The organism is Nonomuraea insulae (assembly GCF_042656245.1).
In genome coordinates, this window is record NZ_JBHSPA010000036.1 from 111781 (window position 1) to 129032 (window position 17252).

Genomic DNA, 17252 nt, shown 5'->3' on the forward strand with positions numbered 1-17252 from the left:
TCCGGCCGCCCGAGTGTGACATGCCCGGGTGTCACATTTTCCGGCCGTATCCCGTCTTCATTAGCGAGGTCCCGAACCGCACAGCGAGGTGAAACATGGAGACCCCTGCATACACCGACCCCGGCTCGTGGCAGATCGCGCTGGAGGCCACCGACGCGACACTGTCGATGAGCACGGCGAGAGGCCCGCGAACGCTCTATCGAACCTCTGAGATCAGCGGCGCCTTCTACCTGCGTCCCGATGGCTCACTGGCGGGATTCTCCCTGGAGCTGCCTTTTTCGCGGCGCTGGGGCGAGCCGGTGACGTTGTCGTGGGAGGCGGCGGACCTGGACACCGACGAGAGCGTGTCGCTGCGACTGGGAGAGAACGAGACGCGCGCCGACGTGTCGGCGTTGTGCGTCGTGGTCCCCGGCGAGCCCGCCTATGTGAAGATCGTCCTGGAGACGGCGTTCTCCCCCCGGAGCCTGCGGCTGCCCGGTCTGGGCCTGCATCGGGCGCGGCCGGTGACGCTCAGGCTGTTCAGCGAGATCCGCCCGGCCGCCTAGAAGATGTTCATGTCCTTGATCATGCGCCGGCGGTCCGGCCGGCGCGTTGTGCTGGCCGGTGGCGCGGCTGGTGTCGTCGTGGCACGCCACACACAGCCAGGCGATCAGCGTGTCACGGCGGGGTCGAGCGCCAGTGTGAGCACCGCCAGGCCGAAGAACACGGTCGCCAGGAAGAAGGTCCGCGAGTAGTCGGCGACGCGCACGTGGGTGTAGAGCGCGCAGACGAAGTACAGGATGAGCCCGGTCGCGGCGGCCGTTCCGATGACCGGCACGCCGAGCAGGCCGAGCGCCAGCCCGATCGCGCCCAGAACCTTGAGCACGCCGATCGGCCAGACCAGCCAGGATTCGGGCACCCCGGCGTTCGCGAGCGAGGGCCCGAGCACCCGCATGATGGGCTGGAGCCGGGTCATGGCCGCGAATCCGGAGAAGGTGTTGGCGGCGATGGTCACCAGCGTGGTCACGACATAGGCGATTTGCATGGGAACTCCCTGTAGTGGTCGGTCCTGAAAGACGTTCAACGGCGTCTGAGAGACCGTCGCCGGGTGGAGTGTGACATCCGGTCATGTCACATCGGACCGCGAGCGGATGGACCCCGCTGTCTCGTAGATTGGCTACCGTTTCGGTGTCACAGAACTGCAGGGACCGGCATCTAGTGGGTGACAACGATCGAGAGTGAAGAGGAGCAACCCATGGCCGGCACGCCGCGAACCGCACCAGAAGATCGCGGCCAGGGCATCAGCCAGGACGACCGCATGGACCCCGCCACCGAGGCGTTCGTCGCCCACCGCAACCTGCTGTTCACCGTCGCCTACGAGATGCTCGGCTCGGCCGCCGACGCCGAGGATGCCCTGCAGGAGACCTGGCTGCGGTGGGTGGGCGTCGACCTCGGCACCGTCCAGGATCCCCGTGCCTACCTGGTGCGGATCGCCACCCGCCAGGCGCTGATGCGGCTGCGTACGCTGGGCCGGCGCAGGGAGTCCTACGTCGGTCCCTGGTTGCCCGAGCCGCTGCTGACCGCGCCCGACGTGGCCGAGGACATCGCGCTGGCCGACAGCGTCTCGATGGCGATGCTGCTGGTGCTGGAGACGCTCACGCCGACCGAGCGGGCGGTGTTCGTGCTGCGCGAGGTGTTCGATCTGGCCTACGACGAGATCGCCGAAGCCGTCGACAAGAGCCCGGCCGCGGTCCGTCAGATCGCGCACCGGGCACGGTCACACGTCGCGGCGCGCCGGCCCCGCGAGGTGGTCTCCGCTGCCGAGACCCGAGACGCGCTCAAGGCGTTCCAGCGGGCGGTCGAGACGGGTGACATGCAGAGTCTGCTCGACATCCTCGCGCCGGACGTCGTCCTCCTGACCGACGGCGGCGGAGTCAAACTGGCCGCCCTGGAGCCCATCGTGGGGGCCGCCACGGTGGCCCACGTGCTGGGCAGGATCTCCAACACGGCGCCGCTGCTGCCGGCTCAGGTCAACGGCCACCCGGCGCTGATGCTCCGGCTCGACGGCGAGATCGACACCGTCTTCGCGGTACGCATCGACGACGGCCTCATCACCGGCCTCTACGCCGTGCGCAATCCGGAGAAGCTGTCGCACATGGAACGGGAGACCACCCTGCGCCGCTGAAAACCCCTGCTCACGAGGGCCTGCCCTGCCTACGCGGGCTCGCCCTGCTGACGTGAGTCCGCCCTGCCTACGCGGGTTTGCCCTGCTGACGCGGGTCCGCCTTGCCTACGCGGGTTTGCCCTGCTGGCGTGAGTCCGCCCAGGCTACGCGGGTTCGGCGGCGGCAGGGTCGTGGGGTGCCGAGGCGGCGAGTGTGAGGACGGCGCTGAGTGCGGCGGCGCCGTCGAGGAGGGCTTTTGAGCGGGCCGCGATCCCGGCATCCCTGGCGGCCAGCGCCTCTACGACGTCCGCCAGCCGTCGGGCCCGCCGCAACTCGGGCATGAGGGCCCTGAGGGGTGCGATGCGGTAGCCCGCCTTGCGCAGTTGGTGAACGATCCGCGCGTCCCGCACCTGGGCCGGCGTGTAGCGTCGCGTCCCGCGCACGGGGTGACGGTCGGGGACGACGAGCTCCTCCGCATCCCAGTGCCGCAACGTCGAAGGGCGCAGGCCGAGGGCGGCGGCGAGTTCGGAGACGCTCATCGCGTCCGCCGCCCGTACGTCTTCGATCGGCTCGCTGGAGATCTCCCTGGCGGCGTCCTTGGCCTGCCTCAGTTCCGTACGCTCCACGTCGAGCCGGGCGTGCGCCGCGTCGAGCAGGGCGAGCACCCGCGTAAGGGGAAGCCGGTGCACACCCCGGACGATCTCCTTGGCCTCGACCGGCCCCACACCCGCCGCGAGAGCCCGGTACGCCAGCGCGGACCGCAGATGTATCTCGCCGTAGACCCGGTAACCCGTCGCCGTGCGCGTCGCCGCCGGCAGCACACCATCGCGCTCAAGATTGCGCACCTGTTGAACGGAGTATCCGGCCCGCCGCGCGACGTCCACGGTACGCAGGTGCCCCGATTTGAGACCTGACACCCTGAAACCCCTCTACCTCAGCCCCAAAGTCTCCACAAGGACTTTAATGCAACGCTAGAGCACATGACCATCGACGAGATCATCAGCTTCGCAGGCGGCCTCGACGGCGTCCTGACCCTCAGGCCGGCATCCGGCGACGGCACCCCGGAGATCAGCTGGGGTGACACGTTCTTCTACTACTCACCTGACGGCGTCGTCCCGACGACGACCCAGCCCTTCGCGACGGTCGTGACCAAGAACTACCCCGGCGACGAGGCATCGCGCCTGGACCGGCCGGACACCTTCCGCGTGAACATCTCCGCGGGGAAGGAGGCGTTCGTCCGGTGGACCGGCCACGCGCCCCGCGAGGCGGCCACCACCGAGGCCGACCCGAGCGCCACCGACACCGTGATCGCGCACCCCGTCTACGGCGCCGTCGGCTGGCTGGCAGTGGTGAACCCGGGCTCGGGTACCGAAGCGACGACTCGCGACCTGCTGCGTACGGCCTACGAGCTCGCGCGCTCGCGCTATGAACGACGTACCGAATCCACAGCCCACTGAGACCGTCAATGGCCGGGCTATAGGCGGCGGGATCCCACCTTCCCGCGATCACGCCAGACCGGCCCGTAGGCGGCGGGATCCCACCTTCCCGCGATCACGCCAGACCGGCCCGTAGACGATGGGATCCCCGCTCTCCTGGGGTCACGCCGGGGCGGGCTGGAGGTCGGTGAGGGTGTTGCGGACCCGCTGGAGCAGCGGGCCGGTGTCGTCGGCCCGCCACACCAGGTGCAGCGTGGTCGTGGTGCCGGCCAGCGGGCGCGGGGTCACTCCGACGCGGCGCAGCGCCCGGTGCGAGTCGGCCAGCACGGCGGCGCCGAACCCGGCGGCGACCAGGGCCAGCAGGGTCTGGCTGCTGCGGCCTTCGGCGCCGATCCGCGGCACCACCCCGGCCTGGTGGCACAGGGCGATGATCTCGTCGTAGGAGCGGGTGGAGACCTCGCGCGGCCAGATGACGAGGGGAATCTGACCGAGCGCGGACAGCGGGGCGGGCTCGCCTCCGTAGGCGAGCGGGTGCCCGGCGGGCAGGAACAGCGTGAGCGGCTCGTGCCACCAGGTGCGGGTGGTCAGGCGGGCGTCGCGGGCGGGGAGCCGCTGCACGGCGAGGTCGCACTGGCCGTTGAGCACGGCGTCCGACATCTCGGCGTCGCTGAAGCTCTCGCGCAGCCGCAGGTCCACCCGAGGCAGTTCGCGGCGGAGCCGCCCGAGCGCGGCGCCGAGCGGCCCGTTGATGCCCGAGCCGGCGAAGGTGATCGTGAACTGCCCGGACAGGCCTTGACCGGCCAGGCGGGCGTCGTCGAGGGCGGCTTGGGCCTCGGTCAGGACCGTACGCGCCCGCCGCACGAGGGCCTCCCCCGCCGGAGTGGGCGTGAGCCCGCGGCCGGTACGGGCGAAGAGCGGGCCGCCCACCTGCCGTTCCAGCTCACGGAGCTGGCGGCTGAGGGTGGGCTGAGTCAGGTGCAGCCGCCGGGCCGCGCCGCTGAGGCTGCCCTCTTCCGCGATGGTGACGACGTAGGTGAGCAATCGCAGCTCCATGGCCATACCTCCCAGGCATAGGAAGTATACGAGAGTTGCGTGGTCAGGCAGACCTTCAACGAAAAGGCAGCAGGATGGAGTCATCCAACCGGACATGAAGGAGAAAAAACATGAACCGCCAGGAACGCTACGAAATCGGCATGAAGGTGCTGGAGCAGATCGACGGCGAGGCGGGGCAACGGGTCGTGGACTCGCTCGCCGAGGTCTCCCCCGAGCTGGGTCACCAGGTGGTGGCGTGGGCGTTCGGGGACATGTACGCCCGCCCGGAGCTGCCGCCCCGTGAGCGGCAACTGGTCACGCTCGGCGTGCTGACCGCGCTCGGCGGGTGCGAGATCGAGCTGGAGGTGCACGTCAACGCCTCGCTGAACGTGGGGCTGGCCCCCGAGGAGATCTCCGAGGCGCTGCTGCACTCGGCGGTCTACTGCGGCGTCCCGCGGGCGATCAACGCCACGCTCGTGGCCAAGAAGGTGTTCGCCGAGCGCGGCCTGCTGCCGATCACCAACGCCGGCTGACGACCAACCGCGTACGACAACTACGCGGAAAATTTGCTAATTACGCATCTTTTCTGATCACGCAAGTTTGTGTACTGTGGGCATGTGACCACTGAAGGACTGCGGGAGCGCAAGAAGCGCGAGACGCGCATCGCGTTGAGCTGGGCGGCCATCCGGCTCTCAGCGGAGCGGGGTCTCGGCAACGTCCGCGTGGAGGACATCGCGGCCGAGGCCGGGGTCTCCGCCCGCACGTTCAACAACTACTTCTCCGGCAAGGGCGAGGCGATCGCCTTCCGGCACCTGGAGCGCGCCCGGCAGATCACAGAGGAGCTGCGCAGCCGCCCGGCGGCCGAGCCGTTCTGGGAGGCGGTCACCAACGCGGCGCTGACGCGGTTCGGGCTGGGCAAGGATGCCGAGATGGAGCACGTCGACCTAGAGCAGTGGGCCTCCAGCCTCCGCCTGGTGTTCGCCGAGTCCGCCCTGCAGGGCGAGATTCACAAGGCCGACGCCCAGATCGAGACCGAGATGGCCGCCGTCATCGCCGAGCGCACCGGGACCGATCCCGGCCGCGACCTCTATCCCCACCTGGCCGCCGCCGCCGTCGCGGCCGTCATCAGGGCGGTCACCGTCCACTGGATGCGCGCCCGCCCCACCATCCCGATCAGCGACCTGCTGACCGACGCGTTCCGGCAGGTGTCGACGGGCCTGCCCGTCCCCTGACACGAGCAGGTGCCGGCGGGCCCGTCCGTCCCCTGAGCAGTTGCCGGCGGGAGCGTCCGTCCCCTGACGCGAGCAGTCGTCGGCGGGACCGCCCGGCCCCTGAGCAGTCGTTGGGGGCCCGCCCGGCCCCTGACGCGAACCTTCGCAAGAGCACTGTGAGCAACCGGCACCCCGCCGGTCGATGCGCCATGCCCCATACAAGGAGGAAACGCCATGTCCGCAGACGTCGTCATCGCCGGAGGCGGCCCCAACGGGCTGATGCTGGCCTGCGAACTGAGCCTCGCCGGAGTACGGCCGGTGGTGCTGGAGCGGCGAACGGAACGCACCCGGGAGAACCGGGCCAACGGCCTGGTCGGCCAGGTCGTACGCGTGATCGAACGGCGCGGCCTGTACGAGCGCCTCAGCGGTTCCAAGGAGCCACCGCAGCCCGCGCCCGGCTTCGTGTTCGGCGCGCTGCCGCTGAACCTGAGCGGCCTGGAGGACAACCAGCTCTACCAGCTGCACGTGCCGCAACTGCGCATCGAAGAGGTCCTGGCGGAACGCGCCGCCGAACTCGGCGTCGAGATCCGCAGGGGACACGAGATCACCGGGCTGTCCCAGCAGGACGACGGGGTCACGATCGAGGTCGCGGGCCCGGACGGCCCCTACCGGTTAGAGACCCGCTACCTGGTCGGGGCGGACGGCGGGAGCAGTCTGACGCGCAAGCTGGCCGGCATCGGGTTCCCCGGGGTGAGCAGGGACACCATGGTCTCCCGCATCGTGCACGCCACGGTGCCGGACTCGATGGTCGATCCGGTCACGGGCGGGCTGAACGTGCCCGGTTACGGCCACATCCCGCCATTCATGCACCACCGCACCGAGCGCGGAGTGTTCGTGTACGCCCGCTTCCCCGGCAAGCCGCCGATGGTGACCACCATGGAGTGGCCCGAGGACCAGCCCGGCGACGAGGAGCCGCCGACCCTGGAGGAGATGCGGGCCAGCGTAGGCCGGGTGCTCGGCGCCGACCTGCCGCTCGGCGAGCCCGACGGCGAAGGTCCCTTCCTGCGGCGCAAGCTGGCCGGCGGCAACACCCGCATCGCCGACCGGTACAGAGATCGCCGGATCCTGCTGGTCGGCGACGCCGCGCACGTGCACAACGCGATCGGCGGGCCCGGACTCAACCTGGGCCTGCAGGACGCGGTCAACCTGGGCTGGAAGCTCGCCGCCGAGATCCTCGGCTGGGCGCCGCCCGGGCTGCTGGACAGCTACGAGATCGAGCGGCGGCCGGCCTCGGAGCGGGTGGTCATGCACACCGAGGCCCAGTCGGCGCTGATCGCGCCTGGCAGCGAGGTCACGGCGCTGCGCGTGTTGTTCACCGAACTGCTCGGCGACCGGCGCAACGTGCGGCACATCGCGGACATGATGGCCGGCGCCGACATCCGGTACGACATGGGAGCGACCCATCCCCTGGCCGGTCGGAGCGCCCCCGACCTGGTGCTGGACACCGAGACCGGTCCTGTCAGGCTCGCCGCGCTGACCGTGAACGCCCGGCCGCTGCTGGTGGACCTGACCGAGGACGGATCCTTCGCCGGGGAGCTGTCCGGCTGGCGCGACCGGGTGGACGTCGTCACGGCCCGTCTCCAGGGCCCGGTCACGACGCCGGTCACCGCCCTGCTCCTGCGCCCGGACTGCTACGTCGCCTGGGCATCGGCCCAGCCCGGCGCCGCTGACCGCAAAGGCCCGAGCGCCACCGACCGCGAAGGTCCCGGCGCTGATGACCGCGAAGGCCCCGGCGCTGATGGGCGGAAAGGGCTTCGCGCGGCGCTGGCGCGCTGGTTCGGCGCGCCGCTCGCGGCGTGAGGCGTCAGAAGCGCGTGCACAGGGCCCTGTCGAGCGCCGTCTGGAGGTGCTCGACGGCGGCCGGCGTGGTGGGCAGGGTGCTGACGGCGATGGCGGCGGCGCGTCCGTCCTCGGTGACCGCGTTGACGGTGTTGTAGCCGGGGATGGAGCCGCTGTGCCCCCAGGCGGTGCCGCCGCAGGTCAGCTTGATGCTGCTCAGGCCGAGGCCGTACCGGCTGCCGGGCCCGAACCCGGGGGCGTCGACGGTGGTCCGCATCTGCTTGAGCTGCTGCGGCTTGAGCAGCTTGCCGTCGAGGAGCGCGGTGAAGAAGCGGTTGAGGTCGCCGGGGGTGGAGATCATCTGCCCGGCGGTCCACGCCTGGGACGGGTTGAGCGTGGTGACGTCGGTCATCGGCTTGGCCGGGTCGTCGCGGTGGTAGCCGTTGGCGTGGGGATTGGGGACGCTCTCGTCACCGGCCTTCGGGAAAGAGGTGTGACGCAGGCCGATCCGGTTGATCGTGCGGTTGGTGATCTCCTCGGCGGCCGGGTGGCCGGTGACCTTCTCGATGAGCAGGCCGACCACGATGTAGTTGGTGTTGGTGTACTGCCACTTGGCGCCGGGGGCGAACTGCGCCTTCTTCTTCAGCGCCATGTTCAGCAGGTCGCCGGGCTTGTAGGAGGTGTGCTGGATGGGGAGGAAACCCTTGCCCAGCAGCACGTCGGTGTACTCGGGCAGGCCGCTGGTGTGCTGCAGGAGCTGCCGTACGGTGATGCGCCGCCCGTCGATGCCCTGCCCGCGCAGCAGACCGGGCAGGTACGTCTCGACCGGCTCGTCCAGCTTGATCTTGCCCTCGCCGACCAGTTGCAGGACGGTAACGGAGGTGAAGGTCTTGGTGTTGCTGCCGATGCGCACGTACCCGTCGGCCGGCGCCTTCTTCCCGGTCTTCAGGTCGGCGACACCGGCGGCGAAGTCGTTCGTCCGTCCATCGCGGTCCCGCACCGACGCCTGCGCGGCCGGGAACCCGTCCTTGATCACCAGCTCGCCCAGGGTGAGCCGGACGATGGGGTCCAGACCCGACGCCGCCTGGGCGGCCGGAGCGGCGAGCACAGTGCCGGCGACGGCGAGAGCGAGGACGGAAGCGCCGGTCCACCGGCGGGAACGTGAAGTGATCATGCGATAACGCTATTGAGTCCCGTGGGGTCGCCTCGATCCTGGACACAGCAGTCTCTGAGGTAGGGCCAGCCCTACCTCGCGGGGGATGTTGGCAGGGACGGCCGTTCGACGATAGGACGACCCTGTGACGTTGTCTCCCGTGCCCAAGCTGGACATCCAGCGATCCCTCAACGACCTGCCCCTGCCCCTTGTCTACGAGGGGCCCTGCCCCGGCGGCCAGGTAGGCGCCGCGTATGTCCGCTGGCCCGACGGCCACCGATCGGTGCTGACCCGTGGCCCCGACGTGAGTCACCTGCTGTCGGTGGCCAGGGCGGCGGGCGTCCCCGCGCCGGAGTACGAACTGGTGCATGCGTCGACAGTCGTCCAGCAGCTGCTTCCCGGCACCACCGCGCGCGTCCCCACGGCGCGGACCGTACAGTCCATGATCGAGATCAACCGGCGGTGCCGCGGCGTGCTCGCGGGGCGCCCGGACCTGCCGGCGCTCCGGCTCCATCTGCGCGAGGACGGGCCGGGCTTCTGCCTGCACGGCTCGCTGCGCACCTACGACGCCCGGACGCGTCACCTGCTCGACCAGGTGGAGGAGATCGGCCGCGCGTTCCCTGACACCCTTGAGGGCGACGATCTGGTCCACACCGACTTCCACCCGGAGAACGTGCTGGTGGACGAGGCGGGGAACGTCACCGGCGTGATCGACTGGGACGGCGCCACCCGCGGCGACGCGGATTTCGACCTGTTCACCCTCCGCTTCGACCTGGCCCATCGCGCCCCCGCCCTGCACGTGGACGTCCCCGGCGCCGTGGCGCTCGTCTGCTGGGCGCACATGAGCCTGCGCATGGTGGACTGGGCCATCCGGCACTTCACCGACTCCGACGTCACTGTCTGGCTGGACATAGCCGGCAGGCTCAGACCCCGCTGAGGCGAACGGCGACGGCTCCTGGGTGTGCGCAGGGTGCCGCCGCCCTCCTCTGCGCAGGGTGCCGCCGCTCTCCTGAGCCGTCCTAAAGGCTCACGTCCTGGCAGCGGACCGTGACGATCGCGAAGAACACGTGCGTCTTCGCGTTCTGTGAGGTCGTCGACTCGAACAGGTCGCAGAACGTGAACCCGTGATCCAGCGCGTTCTGCCTGGCGGCGCTCTCGGCGTCGGTGAGCGCGACGTTCTCGTCGAGGTCGTTGGCGAACCCGTTGAACAGCGCGCCGCTCATGGCGGAGGCGGGCAGCGCGGCGGCGGAACCGGCCAGCGTCGCCGCGGCCAGCGCGACCATCAGCTTCTTCGTGAAGGACTTCATGGGATCTCCTCGTGGTTCGACCGGTGGGCCTTCACACGATGGGCGTGCCATCCCGTTCCACCGCCGGGACAGACCTCAGAGCCCGAACTCCGGCGGCGCGGGCACGGCGGGCGTCGCCGTGTCCTGACGCCACCCGATCGTCACCCGGAAGTTGGCCACCTCGGGGTCGAGGCCGATCGCCAGGTCGCCGCCGCCCAGCGCCCGGATCCCGAACTCGACCGTCAGCTCGCCCGGCCGCTGCTCGGCCGGGATCTGCCCGATGCGCTGGGCCGCCTGCGCCGCGATGGCGCCGACCGCGTCGAACACCGCGGCCAGGCTGGTGCTGGCCCCTGCGCTCTCGGCCGCGGCCTCGACCTCGATCCGCAGCCCTCCGGGCACGTCGGACAGTTCGCGGTAGGTGGCCACGTCTACTCCAACTCCGGCAGACCCGGCTCGGGTTGCAGCCACACCAGCGTCGTGGGCACCTTGATCGTCCAGGCGGCCGGGTCGTCCTCGGGGATGTCGATCTCGGCGTCGAGTTCGACGACGTCCTCCACGTCCCGCATCTCCTCCAGATAGCTGTTGAACAGCACGGCGTCGGGATCGCCCGTCGAGGAGAGCGCCGGGATCGCGCCGCCGCTCCAGATCTGCCCGGTGATCTGGTACCACAGCACGGCCTCGGTGAAGCTCGGGCGTACCGGGACGACCACGCGGGCGGCGCCCGCCTTGAGGAAGCGCTCCAGCAGCGGGTCCTCGCTCTGCAGCGCGTTGCGGTCGAGCCAGGTGTCCTTCCTGCCCCAGAAGTACGGGTACAGCTCGTAGACGACGTTGCTCCACTCGAAGGCCTGCTCGAAGAACTCGATGCTCTCGGCGTTCGCGATGGCGGGGAGCCTGCGGATCGCCGGATGGTTGCCGGGCGGCGGGGCCTGCGGGTTGTGCGTGATCGCGGACGGGAGGTCGAGGGCGTCGCCTGCCCAGAGGATCAGGCACGCGTGCTTGAGCTCCTCCTTCTCGATCTCGCGGTTGATCGCCGGGTTGGTGCCGCCGATCCGCCCGGCCTGCTGGATCTGCAGGGCGGCGAGCCGTTCCTCGTAGTCCAGCAGCCGCTGCTGGTAGGCGTTCATGACCGCGGTGAACACCGACAGTTGCCAGCGCGCGAACTCCTCGGCGAGCAGCACGCACACCGCCTGGACGTTGATCGCGAACGTGCGCAGGCCGAAGCCGGTGCCGCTGATGGGCACCTTGCCGGACTCGCCGCTGAGCGCGAGGCTCGGGTACACGCCGATGTCGATGAGATCGTTGCCGACCAGCAGGGTGCCGCTGCGCTCGTCGGCGTCGCCGGTGTTCCAGGTGTAGGCGACGCGGTAGAAGCCCGACTCCACCACGTACCCCTTGGGGATGACCAGGTCCTCGTTGGTGAAGGCGAAGTGGGCGCCGCCGGGCGGGATCTCCCTGGACAGTGGCTTGGAGACGACGAGCCGCTCCACCGGCGGGGGCTCGACGCCCTGCGCGCCCTGCAGCTTGACCAGGCCGAGGTAGTTGGTACGGGTGATCGCCGACGGGTGCAGCGGGATCGTCGTGTCGGGGAGGGCGGGCGCCTGCGGCTTGTCCGGCAGCACCTTGTTGTCGAAGTGGTAGCGCTGGGCGAACAGGTAGAAGGCGGCCGGCTCCGGCACCACGAACTCGAACATCAGCCGTTTGCCGTAGTTGACGACCTTCTGCCGGTAGAACTTGTCCACCCACCGGTAGACGCCGGTGACGTGGTCGGGGCTGTCGGTGTTGTCGAAGCCGTGGGTGTTGGTCTCCTCGGTCTCCTCGACCGTGCGGGAGACCCGTTCCTCGCGTACGCGTTCGGCCAGCCGGGACAGGGACTTCTCGGTGATCTCCTTGGCGTACTTGGTGGAGGCGGTGTCCGATTCCTCCTTGGCCTCGTTCGTCGCGAACCGGGCGAACGCTCCTAAGGAGACGGGGCCGTACGATGCCGACAGTTCGATCCCGGCCTCGAACGTGGTCTCCGACCGCAGGGTGCGCTGGGTCTCGCTCTGCAGCTCGAACCGTTCGGTGCTCTGCAGGTCGCGGCGGCTCTCCTCCTCGCGTTCCCGCTCGAACGTCAGCGTCTCCTCCTGCCGGCGCAGGCGGCGGTGCTCGCGGGAGCGCTTCTCCCGGGCGAGCACGTTCTCGATGTGCGCCACCTCGCCGGGCGCGTAGCGGATGAGGCGCTGTTTGGTGACCTTCAGGTCGCCCACCCCGATGGGCTTGATGAGCGGTTTCACCCGGGCTCCTCCTCGGTCGGGGCGCTGAGCACACGAACGCGCCGGATCCGGGCGAACAGCGGGCCGACTCCCCTGATGTCGTCCTCGCTCATGAGCTCCGACAACTCGCTCAGCCCCGCAGCGGCGGCCACGTCGAGCCGTTCTGCCACCTCGTGCACGTAGGTGCCGTCCACCGGCAGGCCGAGCACGCCGAGCTGTTCGCGCAGCTCGGCGCGTTCGCCCAGGTCGTTCTCTGTCATCCGCCAGGGCAGGCGGTCGGGGTCGGTGCCGCCGCTCGCCCGCGGCGGCCCCTCTTCTGCGGGTGGAGGTTCCTCCAGCGGTCCCGGCGGCGTCGGCCTGCGCACGGTCGCGAGCTTGCCGCGGTAGAGCCGGTCGAGCTGCTCGCGGGCGGTCCTCAGCTTGGCCAGGTACGCCTGCAGCTCCCTGATGCGGGCCAGGTTCGGATCGACGGGCGGGGGGACGGGCTCCTGTCCGGGCGGCGGGGTGGCGAACAGTTGCCCGGGCATGTGGAAACGGGCCTGGAGCAGGGTCTCGGCGATGTTCTTGAGCGCGTCGTCGCCGAGCAGCAGGCTCCACGTACGCGTCCCGACCACGCCGTCCGCGTTGATCCCCGCCGCCTCCTGGAAGCGGCGGGTGGCGGCGGCCGTGCGCGGGCCGTACACCCCGTCGGCCTGGAGCGGGCCGAAGCCGTGGCGGACCAGCAGCCGCTGCGCGAGCCTGACGTCGTGCCCGCGCATCGGTGGCCTGACCAGGCGCAGGATGCGGCGTTCCGCCTCGGCTCTGCGCAGCGCGGCGGGGTCGTCGGCGGCGGCCTCCAGCAGCGCGAACGTCTTGGTCCACTCGACCAGCTCGGTACGGTCGTGGGGCCGGGAGGAGACCAGGGCGTTGGCGTACACGCTGCGCCAGAGCACGGCCTTCAGCTCCGCGTACTCCGCTCCCCCGAGCCACTCCCCCAGCTCGACGGCCTCGCCGAGCGCGGTTCGCAGCGCCTTCTCCGCGTCCTCGACGACCTTCTCCCTGCCGGCGCCCGCAGCACCCGCGGCGAGCAGTCCGGCGAAGGCGGCGCGCGCGCGACGGAGCGGCTGCCAGTCCTCGTGCACGGCGAAGTAGGACGGCGACGCGAGCACCTCTTCGGCCACCACGACGCGGGCCCGTTCCAGGGTCAGGTCGTCCGCCTCGCGCCGCGCCTCGACCTCCGCCGCGAACGCGTCGCCGGCGGCGCGGTTCTCCAGTCGCGTGCGCTCGTCGGGGTCCTCCGTCTGGGGAGGGCGTACGGACACGAATCTGAACAGATTTGAGCTCACCATCCCCGGCCCCCAGGGGTGCGCTTGTTTCCCCACACACAAGCAGCGTCACCTGAGCGCGTCAACCGGGAGCGCCGGGGGTCTGGGAGTGCGGGTGATCCGGCCCAGCAGCGTGCCGGCGAGGTAGTCCAGCTCAGCCGAGCTGATCGGCAGCACATGGGAGGTGACGTTGGGCGCCACTCCCATGGCCGAGTTCGCGCCCAGGTGTGAGGCGCCGCGGGCGGTGATGAGGTGCCGTTCGGCGCCGGCCAGGCCGGTGACGGCCGGCACGTCGCGCCGTCCGGGCCGCCAGGTCAGCACGATCTCCCGCTCGGCCGCCGTCACGTTCCCCAGCTCGTCGATGAAGCGGCTGCCGCGCGGGATCACGAGCTGGCTGCCGTCGGTGATGCGGCCCTCGATCCACTCGAAGATCTGCTCGGTCGCCTCCTGCCCGCCCTTGAAGCCGGCCTTGACCTCGCACACGGCCAGCACCTCGACGCGCCCCTGCCGCTCGACCAGCACGATGTTGTCGGAGAACAGCCGGGAGCTCGACAGCTTGCCGTTCTCCACCAGCCGCATCCGCACGCCGCTCACCAGCTTCGCGCCGGGCTCCCGCGCCGCGATCCCGCGCAGGATGTCGAGCTGGACGGGATGGGCGAACACCTCGGCCAGGTTGCCCTTGAAGATGCGGAAATGGCCCGCGTTGACGTTGCGGCGCACCAGGCCGAGCGCCTCGGCGCCGGCGTCGACCGGCGCGTCGAACAGCACGTCCAGGCGTTCGCCGAGCTTGCCGCCGTTGGCGAGCGCGAACTCGCGCTGGGCGGCCAGCACCTCATCGGTGTAGCCGGCGGGGCGGGGGATGTCGACGAGGTTGATCGGCGGGGCGTCCACGCCCGCGGCGCGCCTGGCGTAGCCGGGCCCGAGCAGCGCCTCCAGGACGCGGCGGGGGCGGCCGGTGGTGACCCGGCGCGCCCACTCGCCGGGGTCTGCGGCGGCCCGGCCCGCCTTCCCCTGCGCGGCGGCGTACGCGCGGTAGGACTCCTGCAGCTCGGCGTGGGCGAAGCCGGTGCGTTCCAGGTTGAGCAGGACGTCCACGGTGGGGGGGCTGCGCTCCCGGGACGCGGCCGAGGATCTCCGCCGCGCGGGTCCACGCCCCTCCCGGTGGTACGCGGCCCGCCCTGATGGCCGCCTCCATCGCCTGGATCAGCTCGGCGTCCTGGGCGCTCACACCCGCGCGGCGGAGCCGTTCGGCCAGCTCGCCCGCCTCCAGGGCGTGCTGCCCGAAGCGCCGCAGGAGCTGCCGCCCCCGGCGCAGCGCCGCCGACCCGACGAACGGCAGGAGCAGCCCGATCCCCAAGATCGCCAGGTCGCCCGTGGAGAGCTTGTTACCCCATTTGTCCTTGCCGGTGACGAGGCCCAGCGCCAGCTCGGCCAGATCGACGATATCGCCGACGACCGGGATGGCGCCGATCCCGACGTCGAAGATGACCTCCTCCAGCGACACGCCCCGCCGCACCGACGCCGGCCCGCGCGCGACCCTGGTCACCGGACGCCACCGATCACCCGGGACGATCGGCGCCCCCAGCGCGGGGACGTCGTCGATGTCGTCGACCTCCCACACCTGCCAGTACACCAGCCCGAACCCCGGCCGCACGTTCCTGCCGAACAGGCTCCACACGGTGTCGGTGTCGTCGACCGTCAACGTGACGGCCGGCGTCTTGACGATCTTCAGGAGCGGCTTCGCGGAGTCGCCGGGCGCGCCGCCGAGGTCGATCTCGTACGCGTACCGCGCCCGCGCGTCGAGGCGCTCGGCCCCCGGCGGCGCGTTGGTGAACTGCGGCACCTTGATGGTCCACTGGTCGCCGCTCCCGAAGTGGGTGATGACGACGCTGCTGGGCAGCCGGTCCACCTTGAAGTGCCGGTCCAGGTCGAGCCGCGGCAGGCTGAGCCCCGACGCGCCCTCCGGGGGAAACTCCCGCTCGGCCACCTCCGTACTGCCCACCAGGGCGAACGAGGAGGGATCCGTGGCCAGCCTGGGCAGCACCGCCGGGTCCTGCACCCGGTAGACGTTGAGGTCGGGGATGCCCGCCATCCCCACGATCCCCCCGGGCGGGAAGTTCTCCAGCAGCACGCTGACACCCGGCGCGGCGACCACCGTCAGCACGGGATAGGGGCGTTCTGCGGTCTCGTTGAGGTAGCGCCAGGTGAACGGCAGGGGCGCGAACCCGCGCAGTTCCCGCTCCGCCACCAGGACGACCTTGCGCGGGTGGCGGTCGTGGTCATTGAGCACGAACGACAGCTCGGCCGCCCGCTTGCCGCCGAGCTCGATGAGCCGCGCGCCGAACCGGGTCATCCCGTCACCCACTCCCAGCCCGCCTGGTGGCCCCGATGGTAACTCCGAGCGGGCACGAGCCCTAGGGATTTCCCTGAGTGGCTCCCGGTGCCCCTTTCACCCGCCGCCGACGTACGGTAACCGCACCGTCACCAGGGGAGGGGCGCGATGTGGCAACCGAGCGGAAGCAGGTAGGGCTCGACCCGAGCCTGCTGCGGACGTCGTGGCGCGAAGGAGCGCTGACCCGGATCCGCGAGCTGGAGGTGCTGACCCGCTGGACCTACGAACAGTCGCCGGTAAAGGAGTCGCTGGCCGACATCAACCAGGCGAGCTGCGAGCACCTCAGGCGGGCGAGGGAGGCCGTCGCCTACGACCGCAACTCCTTCAGGTCCTTCACCGGCGCGCTCTTCGAGGCCGCCAACAGCAACTGCGACGCCGCCGAGGCGAACCTGCTGCGGATGGCCCCTGACTACTTCCTCCTCGGGCAGCTCCCCAGCCTGATCACGCACATCACCCGCCACCTCCCGGAGGGCGATCCCCGTCTTCAGGGTCTTGATCAACTCCGCACCGACCTGGTCGCGAAGGGTGAAGAGGCCTGCACGGACACGGCTCGCACGCAGCTGGTCACGCTGGTGCGGGCGGCCAGTTCTGAGGCGGGCAGGGAGCACATGGGAGTGCGGCGGTTCAGGAACGTGCTCATCGTGGGCACGTTCTGCCTGACGGTCATCGCCGTGGGGATCGCGCTTCTGGGGCTCGCCGCCAAGGACATGATCCCCTTGTGCTTCACGCCTCAGCGGGCCCAGGACACGTGGCTGGTCTGCCCGATGGCGGAGTCCAAAATCGACCCGGTGCGCCTGGGGGAGGCCATCGCCGCCACCACCCGTCCGCAGGACGTGCTGCTGGTGGAGATCCTGGGCGTGGTGGCCGCGGCCGTCGCCGCCGCGGCCGGTGTGCAGGGCATGCGGGCCAGGTCGGGGCCGGTCGGCCTGCCGGTCGCGCTCGCGCTGTTCAAGCTGCCGTTCGGGGCGCTGACCGCCTTCGTCGGGCTGCTGCTGATGAGCGGGCAGTTCGTGCCCGGTCTGAGCGCCCTCGACTCCTCCGCGCAGATCCTGGCCTGGGCGGTGCTGTTCGGGTACGCGCAGCAGGTGTTCACCCGTCTCGTCGACCAGCAGGCCAGGATCGTGCTCGGCCGGGTCCGCGGCGCGAGGCAGTCCACGCAGAACGCGGTCAGCGCGGACCCGGCCTGACCATCCAGAGGCGGAGT

General features: G+C 70.7%; 18 protein-coding genes. 8 read left to right on the plus strand and 10 right to left on the minus strand.

What is annotated here, in order from left to right:
• The first annotated feature begins 95 nt into the window (after nt 1–95).
• A complete protein-coding gene (locus ACFPZ3_RS31195; protein ID WP_379517860.1) occupies nt 96–545 on the plus strand; it encodes a hypothetical protein in 450 nt (149 codons plus the stop codon).
• 104 nt (nt 546–649) lie between these two features.
• Here ACFPZ3_RS31195 and ACFPZ3_RS31200 read toward each other — a convergent pair whose 3' ends face one another.
• The gene (locus tag ACFPZ3_RS31200; RefSeq protein WP_379517861.1) at nt 650–1024 is read right to left on the minus strand and encodes a DoxX family protein; all 375 of its coding nucleotides are present in this window, start codon (nt 1022–1024) and stop codon (nt 650–652) included.
• A 210-nt stretch (nt 1025–1234) separates the two neighbouring features.
• Between ACFPZ3_RS31200 and ACFPZ3_RS31205 the strand changes: the two genes are divergently transcribed.
• On the plus strand, nt 1235–2164 hold the full coding sequence (locus tag ACFPZ3_RS31205; protein WP_379517862.1) for an RNA polymerase sigma-70 factor: 930 nt from the start codon (nt 1235–1237) through the stop codon (nt 2162–2164).
• Nucleotides 2165–2307: 143 nt separating this feature from the next.
• Here ACFPZ3_RS31205 and ACFPZ3_RS31210 read toward each other — a convergent pair whose 3' ends face one another.
• Nucleotides 2308–3060, minus strand: a complete 753-nt coding sequence (locus ACFPZ3_RS31210) for a MerR family transcriptional regulator (RefSeq protein ID WP_379517863.1) — start codon at nt 3058–3060, stop codon at nt 2308–2310.
• 63 nt (nt 3061–3123) lie between these two features.
• Between ACFPZ3_RS31210 and ACFPZ3_RS31215 the strand changes: the two genes are divergently transcribed.
• A complete protein-coding gene (locus ACFPZ3_RS31215; RefSeq protein ID WP_379517864.1) occupies nt 3124–3600 on the plus strand; it encodes a DUF6194 family protein in 477 nt (158 codons plus the stop codon).
• 141 nt (nt 3601–3741) lie between these two features.
• Here ACFPZ3_RS31215 and ACFPZ3_RS31220 read toward each other — a convergent pair whose 3' ends face one another.
• Entirely contained in the window at nt 3742–4632 is an 891-nt protein-coding gene (locus ACFPZ3_RS31220; protein ID WP_379517865.1) for a LysR family transcriptional regulator, read from the minus strand.
• Nucleotides 4633–4742: 110 nt separating this feature from the next.
• Here ACFPZ3_RS31220 and ACFPZ3_RS31225 point away from each other — a divergent pair, with 110 nt between their 5' ends.
• The 3 genes from ACFPZ3_RS31225 to ACFPZ3_RS31235 all read left to right on the plus strand — a co-directional run bounded on the left by ACFPZ3_RS31225 (nt 4743) and on the right by ACFPZ3_RS31235 (nt 7682).
• Nucleotides 4743–5144, plus strand: a complete 402-nt coding sequence (locus ACFPZ3_RS31225) for a carboxymuconolactone decarboxylase family protein (protein WP_379517866.1) — start codon at nt 4743–4745, stop codon at nt 5142–5144.
• Nucleotides 5145–5228: 84 nt separating this feature from the next.
• Nucleotides 5229–5843, plus strand: coding sequence for a TetR/AcrR family transcriptional regulator (locus ACFPZ3_RS31230; protein WP_379517867.1), 615 nt, complete (start codon nt 5229–5231; stop codon nt 5841–5843).
• Between the two features lie 213 nt (nt 5844–6056).
• A complete protein-coding gene (locus tag ACFPZ3_RS31235) occupies nt 6057–7682 on the plus strand; it encodes an FAD-dependent monooxygenase (protein ID WP_379517868.1) in 1626 nt (541 codons plus the stop codon).
• A gap of 4 nt (nt 7683–7686) precedes the next feature.
• On the opposite strand, the gene ACFPZ3_RS31240 is transcribed toward ACFPZ3_RS31235, so the two are convergent.
• On the minus strand, nt 7687–8835 hold the full coding sequence (locus ACFPZ3_RS31240) for a serine hydrolase domain-containing protein (RefSeq protein ID WP_379517869.1): 1149 nt from the start codon (nt 8833–8835) through the stop codon (nt 7687–7689).
• A 124-nt stretch (nt 8836–8959) separates the two neighbouring features.
• On the opposite strand from ACFPZ3_RS31240, the gene ACFPZ3_RS31245 reads away from it, so the two are divergent.
• Entirely contained in the window at nt 8960–9751 is a 792-nt protein-coding gene (locus tag ACFPZ3_RS31245; protein WP_379517870.1) for a phosphotransferase family protein, read from the plus strand.
• An 82-nt stretch (nt 9752–9833) separates the two neighbouring features.
• Here ACFPZ3_RS31245 and ACFPZ3_RS31250 read toward each other — a convergent pair whose 3' ends face one another.
• The 6 genes from ACFPZ3_RS31250 to ACFPZ3_RS31275 all read right to left on the minus strand — a co-directional run bounded on the left by ACFPZ3_RS31250 (nt 9834) and on the right by ACFPZ3_RS31275 (nt 16009).
• Nucleotides 9834–10121: a hypothetical protein gene (locus ACFPZ3_RS31250; protein WP_379517871.1), complete on the minus strand. Its 288-nt coding sequence runs from the start codon at nt 10119–10121 to the stop codon at nt 9834–9836.
• A 75-nt stretch (nt 10122–10196) separates the two neighbouring features.
• Entirely contained in the window at nt 10197–10526 is a 330-nt protein-coding gene (locus ACFPZ3_RS31255; RefSeq protein WP_379517872.1) for a CU044_2847 family protein, read from the minus strand.
• 2 nt (nt 10527–10528) lie between these two features.
• Nucleotides 10529–12373, minus strand: coding sequence for a hypothetical protein (locus ACFPZ3_RS31260; RefSeq protein WP_379517873.1), 1845 nt, complete (start codon nt 12371–12373; stop codon nt 10529–10531).
• Nucleotides 12370–13653: a peptidoglycan-binding domain-containing protein gene (locus tag ACFPZ3_RS31265; protein ID WP_379517874.1), complete on the minus strand. Its 1284-nt coding sequence runs from the start codon at nt 13651–13653 to the stop codon at nt 12370–12372. The genes ACFPZ3_RS31260 and ACFPZ3_RS31265 overlap by 4 nt, the downstream gene beginning before the upstream one ends.
• A 72-nt stretch (nt 13654–13725) precedes the next feature.
• Nucleotides 13726–14547, minus strand: coding sequence for a hypothetical protein (locus tag ACFPZ3_RS31270; protein ID WP_379517875.1), 822 nt, complete (start codon nt 14545–14547; stop codon nt 13726–13728).
• Nucleotides 14489–16009 carry a hypothetical protein gene (locus ACFPZ3_RS31275; RefSeq protein WP_379517876.1) on the minus strand — a complete coding sequence of 507 codons (1521 nt, stop codon included), beginning with the start codon at nt 16007–16009 and terminating at the stop codon, nt 14489–14491. Before ACFPZ3_RS31275 ends, ACFPZ3_RS31270 begins: the two co-directional genes overlap by 59 nt.
• A 149-nt stretch (nt 16010–16158) precedes the next feature.
• Here ACFPZ3_RS31275 and ACFPZ3_RS31280 point away from each other — a divergent pair, with 149 nt between their 5' ends.
• A complete protein-coding gene (locus ACFPZ3_RS31280; RefSeq protein ID WP_379517877.1) occupies nt 16159–17235 on the plus strand; it encodes a hypothetical protein in 1077 nt (358 codons plus the stop codon).
• Nucleotides 17236–17252 lie beyond the last annotated feature (17 nt).